Source organism: Acidimicrobiales bacterium (genome assembly GCA_035630295.1).
GTDB lineage: Bacteria > Actinomycetota > Acidimicrobiia > Acidimicrobiales > Iamiaceae > Iamia.
On the sequence record DASQKY010000034.1, the window covers coordinates 1 to 18571 of the forward strand.

At 76.0% G+C, this 18571-nt stretch carries 17 protein-coding genes; 6 read left to right on the forward strand and 11 right to left on the reverse strand.

Translation table 11 applies throughout. The annotated features are described in order from the left end of the window. Positions 1–37 precede the first annotated feature (37 nt). A complete protein-coding gene (gene ahcY / locus VEW93_08805; GenBank protein ID HYI61887.1) occupies positions 38–1483 on the reverse strand; it encodes an adenosylhomocysteinase in 1446 nt (481 codons plus the stop codon). Between the two features lie 268 nt (positions 1484–1751). Between ahcY and VEW93_08810 the strand changes: the two genes are divergently transcribed. Both VEW93_08810 and VEW93_08815 read left to right on the forward strand, forming a co-directional pair. Further along, a complete protein-coding gene (locus VEW93_08810) occupies positions 1752–2540 on the forward strand; it encodes an SDR family NAD(P)-dependent oxidoreductase (protein HYI61888.1) in 789 nt (262 codons plus the stop codon). A gap of 8 nt (positions 2541–2548) precedes the next feature. Then, a complete protein-coding gene (locus VEW93_08815) occupies positions 2549–3433 on the forward strand; it encodes a TIGR03619 family F420-dependent LLM class oxidoreductase (protein HYI61889.1) in 885 nt (294 codons plus the stop codon). An 18-nt stretch (positions 3434–3451) separates the two neighbouring features. Here the strand turns inward: VEW93_08815 and VEW93_08820 are convergent, their stop codons facing one another. Then, on the reverse strand, positions 3452–4264 hold the full coding sequence (locus VEW93_08820) for a PPK2 family polyphosphate kinase (GenBank protein HYI61890.1): 813 nt from the start codon (positions 4262–4264) through the stop codon (positions 3452–3454). Positions 4265–4314: 50 nt separating this feature from the next. Then, positions 4315–7989 carry an NAD-glutamate dehydrogenase domain-containing protein gene (locus VEW93_08825; GenBank protein ID HYI61891.1) on the reverse strand — a complete coding sequence of 1225 codons (3675 nt, stop codon included), beginning with the start codon at positions 7987–7989 and terminating at the stop codon, positions 4315–4317. Positions 7990–8101: 112 nt separating this feature from the next. Between VEW93_08825 and mutM the strand changes: the two genes are divergently transcribed. After that, complete coding sequence (gene mutM / locus VEW93_08830) at positions 8102–8926, forward strand: bifunctional DNA-formamidopyrimidine glycosylase/DNA-(apurinic or apyrimidinic site) lyase (protein HYI61892.1); 825 nt, start codon at positions 8102–8104, stop codon at positions 8924–8926. Positions 8927–8987: 61 nt separating this feature from the next. On the opposite strand, the gene VEW93_08835 is transcribed toward mutM, so the two are convergent. The 3 genes from VEW93_08835 to recO all read right to left on the reverse strand — a co-directional run bounded on the left by VEW93_08835 (position 8988) and on the right by recO (position 10983). Then, the gene (locus VEW93_08835) at positions 8988–9407 is read right to left on the reverse strand and encodes a TM2 domain-containing protein (protein HYI61893.1); all 420 of its coding nucleotides are present in this window, start codon (positions 9405–9407) and stop codon (positions 8988–8990) included. A 101-nt stretch (positions 9408–9508) separates the two neighbouring features. After that, a complete protein-coding gene (locus VEW93_08840; GenBank protein ID HYI61894.1) occupies positions 9509–10117 on the reverse strand; it encodes a TM2 domain-containing protein in 609 nt (202 codons plus the stop codon). Between the two features lie 122 nt (positions 10118–10239). Continuing rightward, a complete protein-coding gene (recO, locus tag VEW93_08845) occupies positions 10240–10983 on the reverse strand; it encodes a DNA repair protein RecO (protein ID HYI61895.1) in 744 nt (247 codons plus the stop codon). A 42-nt stretch (positions 10984–11025) separates the two neighbouring features. Between recO and VEW93_08850 the strand changes: the two genes are divergently transcribed. Further along, positions 11026–11949 (forward strand): YihY/virulence factor BrkB family protein, encoded by a 924-nt coding sequence (locus VEW93_08850; protein HYI61896.1) that lies wholly within the window; start codon positions 11026–11028, stop codon positions 11947–11949. A gap of 1 nt (position 11950) precedes the next feature. Then, a complete protein-coding gene (locus tag VEW93_08855) occupies positions 11951–13852 on the forward strand; it encodes an ATP-dependent DNA helicase (GenBank protein ID HYI61897.1) in 1902 nt (633 codons plus the stop codon). A 15-nt stretch (positions 13853–13867) separates the two neighbouring features. Here the strand turns inward: VEW93_08855 and era are convergent, their stop codons facing one another. The 4 genes from era to VEW93_08875 all read right to left on the reverse strand — a co-directional run bounded on the left by era (position 13868) and on the right by VEW93_08875 (position 17557). Further along, positions 13868–14716: a GTPase Era gene (gene era / locus VEW93_08860; GenBank protein HYI61898.1), complete on the reverse strand. Its 849-nt coding sequence runs from the start codon at positions 14714–14716 to the stop codon at positions 13868–13870. 11 nt (positions 14717–14727) lie between these two features. Then, positions 14728–16032: a hemolysin family protein gene (locus VEW93_08865; GenBank protein HYI61899.1), complete on the reverse strand. Its 1305-nt coding sequence runs from the start codon at positions 16030–16032 to the stop codon at positions 14728–14730. Next, positions 16029–16517, reverse strand: coding sequence for an rRNA maturation RNase YbeY (gene ybeY / locus VEW93_08870; GenBank protein HYI61900.1), 489 nt, complete (start codon positions 16515–16517; stop codon positions 16029–16031). The genes VEW93_08865 and ybeY overlap by 4 nt, the downstream gene beginning before the upstream one ends. Before the next feature lie 89 nt (positions 16518–16606). After that, positions 16607–17557 carry a PhoH family protein gene (locus tag VEW93_08875; GenBank protein ID HYI61901.1) on the reverse strand — a complete coding sequence of 317 codons (951 nt, stop codon included), beginning with the start codon at positions 17555–17557 and terminating at the stop codon, positions 16607–16609. Between the two features lie 174 nt (positions 17558–17731). Here VEW93_08875 and VEW93_08880 point away from each other — a divergent pair, with 174 nt between their 5' ends. After that, complete coding sequence (locus VEW93_08880) at positions 17732–18298, forward strand: hypothetical protein (protein HYI61902.1); 567 nt, start codon at positions 17732–17734, stop codon at positions 18296–18298. A gap of 13 nt (positions 18299–18311) precedes the next feature. Here the strand turns inward: VEW93_08880 and VEW93_08885 are convergent, their stop codons facing one another. Further along, a complete protein-coding gene (locus VEW93_08885) occupies positions 18312–18551 on the reverse strand; it encodes a helix-turn-helix domain-containing protein (protein HYI61903.1) in 240 nt (79 codons plus the stop codon). Positions 18552–18571: the final 20 nt, after the last annotated feature.

Sequence of the window (18571 nt, forward strand, 5' to 3'; positions counted from 1 at the left end):
CATGGAGCCGTGACATCCGCAGGCCGGATGCAGGATTTCAGTAGCGATAGTGGTCGGACTTGTAGGGGCCGTCGACGGGGACGCCGAGGTCGTCGGCCTGCTCCTGGGTGAGCTTGGTGAGCTTGACGCCGAGGGCGTCGAGGTGGAGCCGGGCCACCTTCTCGTCGAGCACCTTGGGCAGCGTGTAGACGCCGATCGGGTACTCGTCGGTCTTGGTGAACAGCTCGATCTGGGCGATCGTCTGGTTGGTGAAGGAGTTGCTCATCACGAAGCTGGGGTGGCCGGTGGCGCAGCCCAGGTTCATGAGGCGACCCTCGGCCAGCATGATGATCGAGTGGCCGTCGGGGAAGGTGAACTCGTCGACCTGGGGCTTGATCTCGGTGCGCTGCACGTCGCTCATGCGGGCCAGGCCGGCCATGTCGATCTCGTTGTCGAAGTGGCCGATGTTGGCCACGATGGCCTGGTGCTTCATCCGGGCCATGTGCTCGGCGGTGATGATGCCCTTGTTGCCGGTGGTGGTGATGAAGATGTCGGCGGTGTCGAGCACGTCCTCCAGCCGGGCCACCTGGAAGCCCTCCATGGCCGCCTGGAGGGCGCAGATGGGGTCGACCTCGGCCACGATCACCCGGGCCCCCTGGCCCTGCAGCGACTGGGCGCAGCCCTTGCCCACGTCGCCGTAGCCGGCGACGAAGGCCACCTTGCCGCCGATCATCACGTCGGTGGCCCGGTTGAGGCCGTCGATCAGGCTGTGGCGGCAGCCGTAGAGGTTGTCGAACTTGCTCTTGGTCACCGAGTCGTTGACGTTGATGGCCGGGAAGGCCAGCTCGCCCTTCTCGAACATCTGGTAGAGCCGGTGAACGCCGGTGGTGGTCTCCTCGGTCACGCCCTTGATGCCGGCCGCCACCTGGGTCCAGCGCTGGGGCTCCTTGGCCACGCTGTCCTTCAGCAGGCCCAGGACCAGGGTCCACTCCTCGGAGTCGTCCTCGGTGGGCTCGGGCACCGAGCCGGCCGCCTCGTACTCCTTGCCCTTGTGGACCAGCAGGGTGGCGTCGCCGCCGTCGTCCAGGATCATGTTGGGCCCGCCGCCGTCGGGCCACCGCAGGGCCTGGTCGGTGCACCACCAGTACTCCTCCAGCGTCTCGCCCTTCCAGGCGTAGACGGGGACGCCGCGGGGGTTGTCGGCGGTGCCGTCGGGGCCGACCACGGTGGCCGCCGCGGCGTGGTCCTGGGTGGAGAAGATGTTGCAGCTGACCCAGCGCACGTCCGCCCCCAGGGCGACGAGCGTCTCGACGAGCACCGCGGTCTGGATGGTCATGTGCAGCGAGCCCATGATGCGGGCCCCGGCCAGCGGCTGCGCGTCGGCGAACTCGGCCCGGGTGGTCATGAGGCCGGGCATCTCGTGCTCGGCCAGCTGGATCTCCTTGCGGCCGAAGCCGGCCAGGGAGAGGTCGGCGACCTTGAAGTCGTCGGGGTTGAGGGGCATGGAGCTTCCTTCCGTCGGGACGGCGACGCCGGCGCGCTCGCGCCGGCAGCATGCGGTGGTGGTGTCGCCGGGCCGGAGCCACCTGGCCCACTCGTCACAGCCCTGCACGGGCCGACCCGCGGGCCGGCCCATCGGCAGCGTAGCGGCCACCACCCCCACCGACCCCGCCGCCCACCCGCTCGACCGGGCACCTCTCGGACCGCAGGGCACCCAGACGGGCCGAGGACGGGCCGCCTCACCGAACTGAAACGTGTTCTAGTCTCGGGCCGTGGCCGAGCCGTCGCCCCCCACCACCCCGCTGCCCGGGCCCCGGCTGGCCGGCCGGAGCGCCCTCGTCACCGGAGCCGCCTCCGGGATCGGGGCGGCCACCGCCCTGCGCCTGGCCGCCGAGGGGGCCACCGTGCTGGCCGTCGACCTCGACGGCGAGGGCCTGGCCCGCACCATCGCCGCCCTGCCCGCCGAGGCCACCGGCTCGGTCACCGCCCACCGGGCCGACGTGTCCGACGAGGGCGCGGTGGCGGGAGCGGTGGCGGCCGCCGTGGAGGGGGGCGACGGGCTGGACGTGGTGGCCAACATCGCCGGCATCCTCCGGGCCGCCCACACCACCGAGCACAGCCTGGAGCTGTGGGACCAGGTGATCCGGGTCAACCTGACCAGCACGTTCCTGGTGTGCCGGGCCGCCCTCCCCCACCTGCTGGACGGCGGCGGCGCCATCGTCAACTCGGCCTCCACCTCGGCCGCCTTCGGCCACCCGTGGATGGCCGCCTACGCCGCCTCCAAGGGCGGGGTGGCGGCCTTCACCCACACCCTGGCCGTGGAGTACGCCAAGCGGGGCGTGCGGGTCAACGCCATCGCCCCCGGCAGCGTCCGCACCGCCATGACCAAGGGCCTGGACCTGCCGGCCGACGCCGACTGGGACCTGCTGCCCCGCATCATGTCGCCCGTCGGGCCCGGCGAGCCGGCCGCGGTGGCCTCCGTGGTCGCCCTGCTGGCCAGCGACGACGGGGCCCACATCAACGGCGAGATCATCCGCATCGACGGCGGCACCCACGCCTAGGAGGCACCGTGCGCTTCACCATCGGCATGGCCTACGGGCCCCCCGAGCACTACGTCCCCCTGGCCCGGGCGGCCGACGACGCCGGCTACTGGGGCATGGCCTGCTCCGACCACGTGCTCAACCTGGAGACGCTGTCGACGCCCTACCCCTACACCCGTGACGGCCAGCGCCGGTGGGACCTGCGCACCCCGTGGCTCGATCCGTGGGTGGCCATCGGGGCCATGGGGGCGGCCACCGAGCGGCTCCGCTTCACCACCAACGTCTACGTGCTGCCCATGCGGAACCCGTTCGTCACGGCCAAGGCGGTGGCGACCGCGGCCGTGCTCACCGGGGGCCGGGTGGCCCTGGGGGTGGGCATGGGCTGGTGCGAGGAGGAGTTCGCCCTGCTGGAGCAACCCTTCCGCCAGCGGGGGGCCCGGGCCGACGAGGCCCTGGAGCTCATCCGGGCCGCCTGGAGCGGCGAGGTGGTCGAGCACCACGGCCCGTTCTACGACGTGCCCCGCTTCGAGATGAACCCGCCCCCGCCCGGGCCCGTCCCCATCTACGTGGGGGGCGTGTCGGACGCCGCCCTGCGCCGGGCCGCCCGCCACGACGGCTGGATCTCCGACTACATCACCTTGGAACGGGCGGCCGAGGCCCGGCGGGCCATCGACGAGCAGCGGGCCGCCGAGGGCCGGGCCGACGAGCCCTTCGCCATGATCTGCTCGCTGAAGGACGCCGTCGACGTCGAGGGCTTCGGGCGGGCCGCCGAGGCCGGCGTCACCGACATCATCACGATGCCCTGGGCCTACTACCACGGCTTCACCGACGACCTCGCGGCCAAGGTCGAGGGCCTGGAGCGCTTCGCCGTCGACGTGCTGTCGCACTTCCCGGACCCCCACGCCCCGGCCTGACCGGCGGCGGCGCCCCGGTCAGGTGATCTCGACGCCGGTGAGGTCGTCGGGGCTGGCCGGGTACCGGGGGTCGATCCGCTCCAGCGCGTCGACCAGGATCGAGCTCACCGCCCAGTTGCGGTACCACTTGCGGTCGGCGGGCACCACGAACCAGGGCGAGCCCTCGGTGGTGGTGCGCTCGATGGCCTCGGTGTAGGCGGCCCGGTAGTCGTCCCACCGGTCGCGGACGCCGAGGTCGGCCAGGCGCATCTTCCAGTGCTTGGACGGGTCGTCGACGCGGGCCTGGAAGCGCTCGGCCTGCTCCTGGCGGGAGATGTGCAGGTACACCTTCACGATGGCCGTCCCCTCGGCGGCCAGGTGCTGCTCCCAGGCCCAGATGGCGTCGTAGCGGGGGCGCCACACGTCCTCGGGGACCAGCTTGTCGACCCGGGCCACCAGCACGTCCTCGTAGTGCGAGCGGTTGAACACGCCGATCTCACCCCGGGCCGGGACCTCCCGGTGCACCCGCCACAGGAAGTCGTGGGCCAGCTCGACCTCGCTCGGGGCCTTGAACGACGCCACCCGCACCCCGGCCGGGTTGACCCCCCTGAACACGTGCTTGACGGTGCCGTCCTTGCCCCCGGCGTCGAGGGCCTGGAGCACCAGCAGGAGGCTGCGCCGCCCCTCGGCCCACAGCCGCTCCTGCAGCTCGGCCAGGCGGGCCGTGAGCGCGGCGGTGGCCTCGGCCGTGGCCGCCTTCGACCCCGGGGCCCCCACCGGGTCGCGGGTGTCGACGGCGTCCAGGTCCAGCGCGGCCCCCGGACGGATCCTCCACAGGTCGGACGTGGCCATGCCCGGCAGGGTACCGCCCATCCCGGGCCCGGGCCCGAGCCGCCGGCCGGTCAGAGGGCGGCGCGGCGGGTGGCTCGGACGGCGACGGACAGGGCGTCGAGACCGGCGTCGGGGTCGGTGGCCAGGCGGCGGCGAACGGCGGCCGCCTCGGCGGTGGCGGCCGGGTTGCCGGCCAGGTGGGCGTCCACCGCCGCCCCCGGCTCGGCCCCGGGATGGGCGGCCAGGGCCCGGCGGGCCGTCTCCCGGCGGATGCCGACCACGTCGTCCAGCAGGCCCCGGCGAGCCTGGGTGGACCACGTCCCCGACGGGGCCACCCCGTCGATCCGCCGGGACAGGTCGTCGAGGCCGAGGGTGTCGGCGGCCCGGCGGAAGGCGCGGAGCACGTCGATGGGGTCCCGTCCCAGGTCTCGGGCCACCTCGGCCACGTCGGGCACGACCTCCAGGGCCGGGGCGTCCGCCGCCGCCTCGGCCACCTGGGCGTCCAACCCCCCGGCCACCAGGCGGGTGGCCAGCTCCGCCCGCTGCCGGCGGCGGGCCGGGTCCGGGTCGTCGGCCAGGTGGGCCACGATGGCGTCGGCCACCGGCCGGTCCTCGGCGATGCGGGCCGCCGGGTCCGGCACCCGCCCGGCCCGCTGCTGGCGGCGCCGGCGGACCAGCTCGGCCCGGGTCAGCGAGCGCAACAGGTCGGCCAGCAGGTCTCCCCCGTCGACCGGGTCGGGGGCCAGGTCGGGCACGGTGGCCCCCCGGCGGGTGGCCAGGGTGCGCCACCGCTCCGGGGCCCGCACCACCGACCGGGCCACCCAGTGGGCCAGGGCCACCTCGGCCGCCCCGACGCCCAGCTCGTCGGCCAGCGCCACGACGGCGGCCATGCCCAGGTGGTCGACCAGGTCGTTGGCCACCTCGGAGGCGACCAGCTCCCGCCGCAACCGGTGGCCGTCGAGCAGGTCGTCGAAGCGCTCGGCCAGCGGGGCCGGGAAGTAGCCGGCCAGGGCCGGGCGCAGGGCCGGCTGGTCGGGCACCTCGGAGGCCAGCAGCTCGGCGCTGGTCCGGCGCTTCACGCCGGCCAGGAGCACGGCCAGCTCGGGCCGGGTGAAGCCGGCCCCGGCCCGGCGGCGGGCCTCGACCTCGCCGGGGGCGGGCAGGGCCTCGACGTCGGGGTCGAGCACGCCGTCGGACACCAGGCGGGCCAGCACCGGGGTCATGGTGCCGGCATCGGCCGCCGAGGCCCGCTCGGCCCGGTCCAGGGCCTCGCTCTGGGCCGAGCAGTCGGCCAGCACGTCGGCCACCACGTCCTCGGCGTGGGCGGCCAGCAGGCGGTCGCGCTCGTCCCGATCGATGCGACCGTCCGCCTCGGCCGCCCCCAGCAGGACCTTCAGGTTCACCTCGTGGTCGGAGCAGTCGACCCCGGCCGCGTTGTCGATGGCGTCGGCGTTGATGCGCCCGCCCCGGCGGGCCACCTCCACCCGGGCCCGCTGGGTCAGGGCCAGGTTGGCCCCCTCCCCCACCACCCGGGCCCGCAGGTCCCGTCCCGTCACCCGCACCTCGGCGTTGGCCCGGTCGTCGATGGTGCCGTCGTCCTCGACCGAGGCCCGGACGTAGGTGCCGATGCCGCCGAAGTACAGGACGTCGACCGGGGCGCACAGCACGGCCCGCACCAGCGCCGCCGGGGTGAGGTGGTCGGCCTCGACCCGCAGCGCGGCCCGCACCTCGGGCGTGAGGGCCACGGCCTTGGCCGTGCGGGGGTGGACGCCCCCGCCCGGCGAGAGCAGCGCGGGGTCGTAGTCGGCCCACGTGGAACCGGGCAGGGCGAAGAGCCGGCGCCGCTCGGCGAAGGATGCCACCGGGTCCGGGTCGGGGTCCAGGAAGACGTGGCGGTGGTCGAAGGCGGCGACCAGGCGGAGCCGGTCGGAGTGCAGGAGGCCGTTGCCGAACACGTCGCCCGACATGTCCCCCACCCCGGCCACCGTCACCTCGTCCCGCTGGGCGTCGAGGCCCAGGGCCCGGAGGTGGCGGGCCATGGCCACCCACGCCCCCCGGGCGGTGATGCCCAGGGCCTTGTGGTCGTAGCCGTGCCTCCCGCCGGAGGCGAAGGCGTCGCCCAGCCAGAAGCCCCGGCCCTCGGCGATGGTGTTGGCCCGGTCGGAGAAGGCGGCCGTGCCCTTGTCCGCCGCCACCACCAGGTAGGGGTCGTCGCCGTCCCAGCGGCCGGGCACGGGCCGGATCCCGGCGCCGTCGACGTCGTCGGTGACGTCCAGCAGGGCGCCCACGAAGTCGTCGTAGGCCTCGGGCAGCCGGGCCCGGCGGGCCTCGGGGTCCACCGCGGTGCCGTCGCCCGGGTCGTCGACCCGCACCACGAAGCCCCCCTTGGCCCCGGTGGGGACGATCAGGGCGTTCTTCAGCACCTGGGTGCGCATCAGGTCCAGGACCTCGGCCCGGTAGTCCTGGTCGCGGTCGCTGGCCCGGATGCCGCCGCGGGCCACCGGCCCGGCCCGCAGGTGGACCCCCTCGACGGTGCGGCCGGCCACGAACACCTCCCGGTACGGGCGGGGGTGGGGGGCGTCGGGCACCCGCGACGGGTCGAGCTTGAGGGCCAGGGGCCCGTCGGGCCGGAGGGCCCGGTTGGTGCGGAGCGTGGCGTCCATGGTGCCGGCCAGGCCCCGCAGGATGCGGTCGTGGTCGAGGCGGGCCAGGTCGTCGCAGGCCCGCTGCACGGCCCGGCTGGCCTCCTCGGCCCGCCGGGCCCGGTCGTCGTCCCCCCCGTCGTCACCGCCGCCACCCACCGCGCTCCGGGCCTCCCACAGGGCGACCAGCAGGCGGGCGATCTCAGGGTGGCCCACCAGCACCTCGTCGACGTAGGCCTCGTCGTGGCGGACGTCGACCTGGTGGCGGTAGCGGCGATAGGCCCGGAGGACGGTCACGTCGTCCCAGGCCAGCCCGGCGTGGGCCACCAGCCGGTTCAGGCCGTCCTGGTCGGCCCGGCCGGCCAGCAGGGCCTCGACCGCGGCGGCCAGGCGGGCCGCCACCTCCGGGCCGTCGATGCGCACGTCGCCGGCCCGGCCGCCCCGACCCGGCGGGGGCCGCAGCCTCACGCCCAGGTGGTGCAGCCACAGCCCGCCGCCCACGTCCCACCGGGCCTCGTCGGTGACCCACAGGTCGAGGCTCTCCAGGGCCGGCAGGAGCCGGGACAGCTCGATGGCCCGGTCGGCCACCAGGCCCATGCGGTCCGGCGCGGCCGGGGCCCGGCGGGGCGAGAACCACACCACCAGGCGCCGGCCGGGCGGGCCGGGGTGGCCCGACAGCGCCTCCAGGTGGACCACGTCGGGCACGGCGTCGCGGGCCGTCACCGCGTCGCGATACGCCTCCGGGGTGCGGGCCGACCACCGGTCGGCCAGGCCCCCGGGGTCCTCGACGGGGGGGTCGGCCTGCTCGGCCAGGGCGCCGGCCAGCTGCTCGTCCCACGAGCGACACAGGGCCCGCACCTCACGGGCCACGCCGTCCAGGTCGTCGGGCACCGGGGCCCCGGCCGGCAGGTGGACCACCACCCGGGCCGTCACCGCCGGCGAGCCCCCGCCGATCGACAGGGCCACCTCCACCCGCTCGCCGTCGAGCTGGGCCCGGAGGAACAGCTCGAGCCGCTCCCGCAGGGCCCGGGTCCACCGCTCGACCGGCACGGTCACGAGCGCGGCCACCGCCGCCGCCTGCCCGTCGACCGGAGCGACCGGCACCAGCGTGGCCTCGACGCCGACCGGCCCCCCGAGGGGCGGCGGGCCTGCGGGATCGGTCGGAGGGGGCAGGGGAACCTCCCGGGCTCCCGGCGATGGTACCTAGGTTGGGGCGGTGCCCGAGCTCCCCGAGGTCGAGACCATCCGTGCCGCCCTCGACCCCCTCCTGCGGGGCCGGCTGGTCACCGCGGCCCGGGCCCACCCGTCGGCCAAGTTCTCGGCCGCGCCCGGAGCGATCGGCCACCGGGTCGAGGGCGTGCGCCGCCGGGGCAAGTACCTGCTGGTCGACCTGGAGCCGGCGGCCGGCACCGACGCCGGTGCCGGGCGGCGCGAGCTGGTCGTGCACCTGGGCATGACCGGCCAGCTCGGCCCCGACCTGGCCCGCGACGACCCCCACACCCGGGCCTGGTGGGAGCTGGACGACGGCGGCCACCTCACCTACCGCGACGTGCGCCGGTTCGGCCGCATCGCCGTGGTGCCCCACGGCGACCACCGCAGCCTGCCGACCCTGGCCGCGCTGGGGCCGGAGCCGTTCGGGCCCGACTTCACCCCCGAGGGCCTGTGGCGGGCCCTGGCCCGGAGCCGGGCCCGGGTCAAGACCCAGCTGCTGGGCCAGCGGGTGGTGGCCGGCGTGGGCAACATCTACGCCGACGAGGCGCTGTGGCGAGCCGGCATCCACCCCGGGGCCCGGCGGGTCGGGCCGTCGCGGGCCGAGCGCCTGCACGCCGCGGTGCGCCACGTCCTGGCCGCCGGGCTGGCCAACGGGGGCACGACCCTCCGGGACTACCGCACCGTCACCGGCGAGCCGGGCCGCCACCAGGACGCGCTGGCCTGCTACGGCCGGGCCGGGAGGCCGTGTCCCCGCTGCGGGGCCCTGCTCCGCCGGGCCGTGGTCGACGGCCGGGGCACCACCTGGTGCCCCACCTGCCAGCGCACCTGAGCCCGGGCGCGACACGGGCACCGGCCGCAGCCGGTGCCCGGGCCTCAGATCACCGGGTGACCTACTCGGTCAGCGGGACCCCGTAGGCGTCGGTCTTGATGTTGCCGATGAGGATCATGATCCCCTCGATGAAGCCCCAGATGCCGAGGATCCCGCAGGTGAGGACCATGGCGACGATCTGGATGATGCCCTTCTTGGCGTTGCCCAGGTAGAAGCTGTGCACGCCGATGCTCCCCAGCAGGATGCCGAGGATGCCGGCCACCATCTTCTGCTTCGGCTCCCACCCGGCCGGCGGGCCGGTGGTGACCATCCAGCGGGGCGAGAGGATCCCGCCGCTGTCGGCGGCCCCACCGAGGGGGGCCGGGGACGGGCCGCCGGGCGCGCTGTAGCCCCCGGAGGAGGGCGGGGCGCCGGGGGCGGAAGACGGCCCCTGGGGGCCCTGGCCGCCCGACGGCGGGGGGGGAGGCGGGACGTTGCTCATCGGCGATCCTCAGGATGTCGGTGGTGGACGGCGGGAAGTCTCGCACGCGGAGGCCCCGAACGCATCGATTGGGGCAGGCCTCCCCGCTCGGAGGACGGGACCTAGCCCTTCAGCGGCACGCCGTTGGCGTCGGTGTTGATGCTCCCGGTGAAGATCTGGATGCCCTCGATGATCGACCAGATCCACGACACGATCCACAGCAGGCCACAGGACAGGACGGTGATGAGCAGCTGGGCCACGCCCTTGCCGGTGTTGCCCAGGTAGAAGTTGTGGATGCCCAGGCTGCCGATGAGCAGGGCCAGGAGGCCGGCCACCAGCTTCTCCTTCTGCTGGTAGCCGGGCGGCACGCCGGGCTGGGCCATCGGAGGGGCGCCGAAGCCGGGACCGGGCGCGAACGGGGCCCCGAAGGCGGCCCCGGCCGGTGGGGGCGTCCCGAACGCCGTCGCGCCGGGCGGCGGAGGGGCGCCCACCGGTGGCGGGGGAGGAGGCGGGGGCGGCCCGCCGGGGGGCGGAGGTGGCGGGGGGAGCGGGGCGCCGGGTGGGGGCGGGGGTGGGGGCGGCGGCGGAGGGGCGCCCGCCGGTGGCGGGGGTGGGGGCGGCGGGGTGCCGGCCGTCGGGTCGGGGGCCGGCCCGCCCGGGGGGAGGAACGTCCCGGGGGCGAAGACGGTGGTCTCCTCGGCCGGGCTCCTCGGCGTCTCGTCGTCGCTCATGTGGCCTCCTCTGCGGGCTCCGCCCGCTCTTCGGCGGGGCCCATCTTGCCCCACGGCGCCGGACCCGGACGACGCCGCCGGGGCTTCGGCGCCGGGTCGCCCCCCCGGCCGGCGTCCCCCGCTCAGGCCCCGTCGAGGACCCCGACCGAGCGGAGGCGCCGCTCCAGGTGGTGCTCCACGGCCCGCACGGCCAGGCGGTCGACCTCGGCGGTGGCCGGGGTGACCGGGGCGTCGAGGGCGGCCCCCAGCCGGCCCCCGAGCACGTCGCGCAGCAGGGCCAGGGCGGGGGGCGAGAGGGGCTGGCCCCGCCGGTCGTCCCGGCACACGGCGCCCCCCTCGGACAGGTCGAAGGCCACCAGCCGGTCGGGGGCGCCGCACACCACGCAGTGGTCGAGGACGGGCGCCACGCCCTCCAGGGCCAGCAGCTTCCACAGGAACCCGGCCACCACCAGGGGCGACGGGCGGGCCGCCAGCGTGCGCAGAGCGCCGACCAGCAGCCGGTAGAGGGCGGCGTTGGGCTCCCGCTCGAGGGCCACCTGGTCGGTGGCCTCCAGCATGGTCATGGCCCGGCCCAGGCCCTGCAGGTCGTCGCGCAGGGCCCGGAAGTGGTCGACGGTGTCGGCCTGGGTGACGGTGTCCAGCTCGCTCCGCCCGTGGTAGAGCTGCACGACGGCGTGGGTCGGGGGCTCCAGGCGGGCCCCGAAGCGGCTCTTGGTCCGCCGGGCCCCCTTGGCCACGGCCCGCACCTCGCCGTGGTGCTCGGTCATGAGCACCACGATGCGGTCGGCCTCGCCCAGCTTGTAGGTGCGCAGCACCACACCGTGGTCGCGGTACAGGCCCTGGGCGTCGGTGCCGTCGCGGCTCACGGGACGAACGGTACCGGGGGTGCGCTCCCCTAGCGTGCGGACATGGAACGGCTGCGGGCCCTGGCGGAGCGGTGGCCGTGGCTGGGGACCGCCCTGACCGTGCACCAGCGGGTGGGCGAGACCAACGGGGGGGCCACCGCCTCGGCGGCCACGGTGATGTTCTTCGTGGCCGTCTTCCCCCTGGTCCTGGTGGCCATCGCCGTGGTCGGCTTCCTGGCCTCGGGCGACGCCACCGTGAGCGACGACATCGTCGACGGCCTGGGCCTCTCCGGCCAGGCCGCCGAGCAGGTCCGCGACGCCATCGCCACCGCCCAGGACAGCCGGCGCGCCGCGTCGATCGTGGGCGTGGCCGGCCTGCTGTGGAGCAGCCTGGGGGTCACCACCGCGGTGGCGCTGGCCGTCCGCACCCCGTGGCAACGCAAGGTGGAGGGCCTCCGGTCCAAGCTGGTCGGCCTGGTGTGGCTGCTCGGCGGAGCCGTCACCTTCGCCGGGGCCGTGGGGGCCGGCGCCCTCCTCAACCACACGCCCGAGGCGGTGCCCCGCCCGGTCACCTCGGCCGCCCTGGTCGCCCTGGGCCTGGCCCTGGAGCTGGCCTTCTTCCTGTGGACGTTCTGGATCCTGGGCGACCGCCGGGCCGGGTGGCAGGCGCTGCTCCCCGGCACCGTGGCCGGGGCCCTCGGCCTCGAGGTGCTCAAGCTGGCGGCCACGGTGGCCGTGCCCCGCATGGTGGCCTCGTCGTCGTCGCTGTACGGGCCCCTGGGCGTCGTCTTCGCCATCCTGGCCTGGCTCACCCTGTTCTCCCGCCTCATCGTCTACGCCTCGGCCCTCAACGCCGTGCGCTGGGAGGAGGACCACGGCGTCACGACCCTGGAGATCAAGGCCCCCCGGTTCGAGGGCGAGGTCCCGGTCGAGGCCGACCGGGGCGGAGCCGTCGCCCCGGTCCCCGACCACCCCGAGGGCGACTGACGTGGCCGAAGCCACCGCGCCCTCCCCCAACGCCACCCTCGACCTCCTGGCCCGGGCCACCGCCGCCCTCCCCGGCGGGGGCGAGGACCGCCCCGGCCAGCAGGCCATGGCCGAGGCCGTGGCCCGGGCCGTGGCCACCGGCCGCCACCTCCTGGTCCAGGCCGGGACCGGCACCGGGAAGTCGCTGGCCTACCTGGTCCCCGCCGCCCTCTCCGGGCGGCCGGTGGTGGTGGCCACCGCCACCAAGGCCCTCCAGGACCAGCTGGCCGGCAAGGACCTGCCCTTCCTGGCCGAGCAACTGGGCGGCACCCTCACCTACGCCGTGCTCAAGGGCCGGTCCAACTACGTGTGCCGGCAGCGCCTGGGCGAGATCGACGCCGCCGGCGAGCAGCTCTCCCTCGACGGGCTGGCCGACCGGGCCCCGGCCGAGGAGCTGGGCCAGCTCCGGGCCTGGGCCGCCACCACCCTCACCGGGGACCGGGCCGAGCTGCCGGTCGAGCCGTCCCCGGCGGCGTGGGCCGCGGTGAGCGTGGGAGCCCGGGAGTGCCCGGGGGCCCAGCGCTGCCCCCGGGGGGAGGTCTGCTTCACCGAGGCCGCCCGCCGGGCCGCGGGCGAGGCCGACGTGGTGGTGGTGAACCTGCACCTCTACGGGCTGCACCTGGAGACCGGCGGGGCCGTGCTGCCCGAGCACGACGTGGTCATCATCGACGAGGCCCACCAGCTGGAGGACGTGGTGTCGTCCACCTTCGGCGTCGACCTCACCGCCGGCCGCTTCGCGGCCCTGGCCCGGACCGGCCGCTCGGTGCTGGAGGACCCCCCGGCCACCGACGCGGTGGAGGCCGCCGGCGTGACCCTGGCCCTGGCCCTGGCCGACCACGTGGGCCGGCGCCTGCGCGGCGCCCTGGAGCCGGAGATCGCCGAGGCGGTGGCCGCAGCCCGCATCGCCGTCGACGGCTTCCTGGCCGCCCTCAAGGGGGTGCCCACCGACCGGGGGGACGACACCTCGGCCAAGGCCGTCCGGGCGGCCAAGACGGCCGGGACCCTGGCCGACGAGCTGGACGCGGTGCGCCAGGTGCCGCCCGGCCACGTGGCCTGGGTGGAGGGGCCCGAGGCTGCGCCGTCGCTGCGGCTGGCGCCGGTGGACGTCGGGCCCACCCTGGCCGAGCGCCTGTGGGGCGAGACCACCGCCGTGCTGACCAGCGCCACCGTGCCCCCGGCGGCGGTGGCCCGCCTGGGCCTGCCCCCCGACCGGGTCGACCAGATCGACGTGGGCAGCCCGTTCGACCACGAGGCCCACGGCCTCCTCTACTGCGCCGCCCACCTGCCCGACCCCCGCCAGCCCACCTTCGACGCCGCCGTCCACGCCGAGCTGGCCGCCCTCATCGAAGCGGCCGGAGGCCGGACCCTGGCCCTGTTCACGTCGTACCGGGCCATGGACGCCGCGGTGGAGGTGTTGCGGCCCCGCCTGTCGGTCCCGGTCCTGACCCAGCGGGACAAGCCCAAGCCGGCCCTCATCCGCGACTTCACCGACGACGAGCCCACCTGCCTGTTCGCCACCCTGGGGTTCTGGCAGGGGGTCGACGTGCCGGGCCGGACCCTGTCCCTGGTCACCATCGACCGGCTGCCCTTCCCCCGCCCCGACGAGCCGTTGGTCCAGGCCCGGCGGGAGGCAGCCCGGGGCGAGGCCTTCCGCCTGGTCGACCTGGACCGGGCGGCGACCCTGCTGGCCCAGGGGGCCGGCCGCCTCATCCGCTCGGCCACCGACCGGGGCGTGGTGGCGGTGCTCGACCCCCGCCTGGCCCGGGCCCGCTACCGCTGGGACCTGGTCCGGGCCCTGCCCCCCATGCGCCGCACCAAGGACCGCTCCGAGGCCGAGGCCTTCCTGCGCGACATCACCGGCTGACCGGCCGGCCCGCGCTCAGAAGCCCAGGCGACGGAAGGACTCGGGGCGGCGCTGCCAGTCCTTGTCGACCTTCACGGCCAGCTCCACGTAGGCCCCCTCGGGCATCTGGGCCCGCACCCGGGTGCCGACCTCCTTGAGCACCGAGCCCCGGTGCCCGATGACGATGCCCTTCTGCGAGTCGCGCTCGACCAGGATCTCCACCCTCACCCGGGGCCAGTCCCACTCGGTGACCCGGGTGGCGATGGAGTGGGGCACCTCGTCGTGGGTGACGGCCAGGAGCTGCTCGCGCACCAGCTCGGCCACCCACACCTCCTCGGGCGAGTCGCGCACCACCTCCTCCGGGTAGTACGGCGGGCCCTCGGGCATGCGGGCCAGCAGCAGCCCCAGGAGCACGTCGACCCCCTCGCCGGTGCGGGCCGAGACGGGCACGTACTCCCCCAGGTCCAGGGCCCCGACCTCGGCCAGCTGGACCATCACCTGGTCGCGGCCGGCGGCGTCGACCTTGTTGACCACCACGATGGTGTCGCGGGGCACCCGGGCGGCCACGAAGCGGTCGCCGGGGCCCACCTTGGCCGTGGCGTCCACCACCAGGACGGTGGCGTCCACGTCGGCCAGGGCCGAGGTGGCGGTGTCGTTGAGGTGGGCGCCCAGGGGGGTGCGGGGCTTGTGGATCCCCGGCGTGTCGACGAACACCACCTGGGTGCCGCCGTCGGGGTCGCCCCCCGCCCCCGGGGGGAGGTGGAGCACGCCTCGGACCTGGGAGCGGGTGGTCTGGGGCTTGTCCGAGGTGATGGCCACCTTGGTGCCCAGGATGCGGTTGAGGAGGGTCGACTTGCCCACGTTGGGCCGGCCCACGATGGTCACGAACCCCGACCTCACCGGGCCTCCCGGCGCCCGTCGTCGTGGGGGCCGGGCAGCGCCGGCCGGGGCGGGATGACCCGCACCCGCAGGACCCGCCGGCCCTGCACCCGCTCGGCCCGCAGCCGCACCCCCTCGACCTCGACCTCGTCGCCCTCGGCGGGCACGTGGCCCAGGGCCTGTATGAGCACGCCGCCCACCGTGTCGACGTCGCCCCCCTCGGGCAGGTGGATGCCCAGCAGGTCCTCGGCGTCGTCGATGGTCAGGCGGGCGTTGACCCGGAAGTCGCCGCCGGGCAGGGGCTCCACCCGGGCATCCTCCACGTCGAACTCGTCCACGATCTCTCCCACCAGCTCCTCGATGAGGTCCTCCAGGGTGACCAGGCCGGCCGTCCCGCCGAACTCGTCGACGGCGATGGCCATGTGGAACTGCTCGGCCTGCATCTCCCTCAGCAGCTCGGCCACCCGCTTGGTCTCGGGCACGAACCGGGCCTCCCGCATCAGGTCGGCCACCGGCTCGCCGCCCCGCCCGTCGCGCTCGACCCGCATGAGGTCGCGGGCGTAGACCAACCCGACCACGTCGTCCACGCCCTTCTCCCGGTCGTAGACCGGCACCCGGCTGTAGCCGTTGAGCAACACGACCTCCATCACGTCGACGGCCCGGAAGTCGGCCGGCACGCCCACCATGTCGGTGCGGGGGATCATCACCGAGCGCACGATGGTGTCGCCGAACTCCAGGATGCGGCGGATCAGGACCCGCTCCTCGGGGTCGATGGCCTCGGACTCCTCGGCCTCCTCGGCGAAGGCCAGCAGCTCGTCCTCGGACACCCACGGGCCCTTCTCCAGGCCCCGGCCCGGCAGCACCACGTTGGTGAGCCCGATGAGGCCCCGCGACACCAGCCGCAGGGGCCAGAACCGGGCCAGGGCCCGCACCGGCCGGGCCGCCACCAGGCCCGCCGACTCGGGGTGCTGGACGGCCCACGTCTTGGGGGCGGCCTCGGCCAGAACGAACACCACCACCACGTTCACGAAGAGGCCGACGGCCACGCCGGCCCCGCCGAAGAGCTCCTCGGCCAGCAGGGTGGTGAGCGCCGTCTGCACCGACTGCACGACCAGCACCACCAGCAACAGCGGGTTGATGAAGTCTTCGGGGTGGCTCACCAGCCACATCAGCGACGCCGCCCCCTTGCGGCCCTCGTCCCGCAGGGCGGTGGCCCGGGCCCGGGTCATGCGGGTCAGGCCCGTCTCGGCCAGGGCCAGGAACACCAGCCCCAGCAGCAGGACCACCAGGGCGGCCAGCAGGGCCAGCTCGCCGGTGCTCACCGCTCCCCCGGCCGCTCGGCCCACGGGTCCGCGGCCAGGGGGCCGTGGTGGGCCGCCAGCAGGGTCCGCTCCCGGCCCTGCATGGTCGCCCGCTCCCCGGCCTCGGCGTGGTCGTGGCCCAGCAGGTGGAGGGCCCCGTGCACCACCAGGAGGGCCAGCTCGTCCTCCACGGTGCCGGCGTGGTCGGCGGCACCGGCGGCGGCCACGGCCGGGCAGATCACCACGTCGCCCACCACCGCCGGCGGGCCCCCGGGGCCGGTGCCGGGGCCGCCGAGCCCGTCGACGGGGAAGGCCAGCACGTCGGTCGGCCCGGTGCCGCCCAGGTGCTCGGCGTTCAGCTCGGCCATGGCCGCCGGGGCGACGAAGCTGAGGCCGGCCTGCGCGCCGGGGGCGGCCCCCTCGTCGGCCAGGACGGCGGCCAGGAGGCCGGTCCAGCGGGGGCCGTCGACGTCCTCGTCGCAGTCCACCGCCAGCGCCACCTCCACGCCGGCAGGGGGGGCGTCCGGCTCCGGCCCGGGGGCGGGGGGCAGGCGGTCGGGCGGCGGGGAGGTCGGGGCGGGCCCCGGCCGGCGGATCACCGGCGACGGTCGGTCCCGAGCGCGGCGGCCCGGTCGTAGGCGTCGACGATGTCGGAGACGATGCGGTGCCGCACCACGTCCCGCCGGTCGAGGTGCACGAAGGCCAGGCCGTCGATGGGCTCCAGCACGCCCTGCAACCCGTCCAGGCCGCTGCGCCCGCCGGCCACGTCGACCTGGGTGGTGTCCCCGGTGACCACGGCCCGGGACCCGAAGCCGATGCGGGTCAGGAACATCTTCATCTGCTCCGGCGAGGTGTTCTGCGCCTCGTCCAGGATGATGAAGCTGGAGTTCAGGGTGCGGCCCCGCATGAAGGCCAGGGGCGCCACCTCGACCGCGCCGCGCTCCAGCAGCCGTTGCGAGCCCTCGCTGCCCACCATGTCGTGGAGGGCGTCGTACAGAGGCCGCAGGTAGGGGTCGACCTTGGCCATCAGGTCCCCGGGCAGGAACCCCAGCCGCTCGCCGGCCTCGACCGCGGGGCGGGTCAGGATGATGCGGTCGACCTCCTTGGCCTGCAGGGCCTGGACGGCCATGGCCACCGCCAACCACGACTTGCCGGTCCCGGCGGGGCCCAGGCCGAAGGTGATCACGTTGGCCCGGATGGCGTCGACGTAGCGCTTCTGGCCCGCCGTCTTGGGCCGCACGGTGCGCCCCCGGCCCGATCGCAGGACCTCGGCGTTCAGCACCTCGGCCGGGTCCTCGTCGGCCCGGACCATGTCGATGGTGCGCGACAGGGTCACGGTGTCGAGGGGCTGGCCCCGCTGGAGCAGGGCCACCAGCTGCTCGACGAGGCGGACCACCTGGCCCACCTCGTCGCCGTCGATGGCCACCTCGTTGCCCCGCACCACCACCTGGGTGCCGGGGAAGGCGGCCTCGATGAGGCGGAGGTGCTCGTCGTGCGCTCCGAGCAGGGGCGTCATCAGGTGGTTCCCCGGGATGCTGATCTTCACCTGGGTCGACGCCACGGTCCTCCGAACCGGCCCACCCCGCGGCAGTCGCGGAGCACGGTCGGCGACGAGCCTACTGCCACCCGGCCCCGCATCCCCCGAGGGCATCGCCGGTCGGCCCTGGTGGGGCCCCCGACTCCCGGGCCGGGCCCGGCGCCGAGGGGTAGGTTCGGGCCCGTGGACGCCCAGGACCGGCTGCGGCCCGAGGCCGGAGCCGGCGACGACCTGGTGGCCGCCCTGACCCGCCACCTGGCCGAGCACCGGGCCGACGCCGCCGCCGCGGCCCGGGCCCGTGAGCGGTGGCTGCGCCAGGCCGCCGACGAGGAGGCGCTGCTGGCCGGCGTCCTGCTCGACCTGGCCGAGCGGGCCGACGTGGTGACCGTGCACGGCCCCGGCGGCCGCACCCACCGGGGCCGGGTGCGGGCGGTGGGCGAGGACTTCACCGCCCTCCGAACCGGGGCCGGCGACGTCCTGCTCCCCTACGACGCCGTGGCCGCCGTCCGGCCCGAGGGGCAGCCGGTGGCCGGCTCGGACCGGGCCCGAGCGCTGGACCTGACCCTGGCCGAGGCCCTGGCCGTGGTGGCCGGCGACCGGCCCCGGATCCTGGTCGTGGGCCGGGACGGCGCCGGGCGGGCCGGGACCCTCGCGGCCGCCGGCCGGGACGTGCTGACCCTCCGCCTCGACGACGGTGCCACCGTCTACGTGCCCCTGGCCTCGGTGGCCGAGGCGACCCTGCCGCGCTAGCCCGGGCCCGCCCTCAGCCCTCGGCCGGGCCGCCCTCCGGTGCCACCGCTTCCGGGTACAGGTGCTCCAGGGAGCCGGGCTCGATGCGGCAGGCCTGGATGAAGGCGTCGACCTCCTGCTCCTGCAGGCGGATGACCCGGCCGAGCCGGTAGGCCGGGAGCTGCCCCGAGTCGATGAACCGGTACAGGGTCCGGGGCGTGACGCCGAGCCGCTTGGCCGCTTCTGCGGTGCTCAGCCACCGGGGTTCGGTCACGGATCGCACCCTACCCCCGG